Annotated in this window: 1 rRNA gene; it reads right to left on the reverse strand. The window is 53.8% G+C overall.

Going from position 1 to position 208, the window contains the following annotated elements:
• Positions 1-208 (reverse strand): 16S ribosomal RNA (locus tag LZP69_RS16580); the annotation flags it as partial.

Below are 208 nucleotides of genomic sequence, written 5' to 3' on the forward strand. Positions count from 1 at the left end.
CTTCACCCCAGTCATGAACCACACCGTGGTAAACGCCCTCCCGAAGGTTAAGCTATCTACTTCTGGTGCAGCCCACTCCCATGGTGTGACGGGCGGTGTGTACAAGGCCCGGGAACGTATTCACCGTAGCATTCTGATCTACGATTACTAGCGATTCCGACTTCATGGAGTCGAGTTGCAGACTCCAATCCGGACTACGACGAGCTTT

The sequence above is a fragment of the Shewanella sp. AS1 genome (assembly GCF_021412565.1).
Taxonomy (GTDB): Bacteria; Pseudomonadota; Gammaproteobacteria; order Enterobacterales; family Shewanellaceae; genus Shewanella.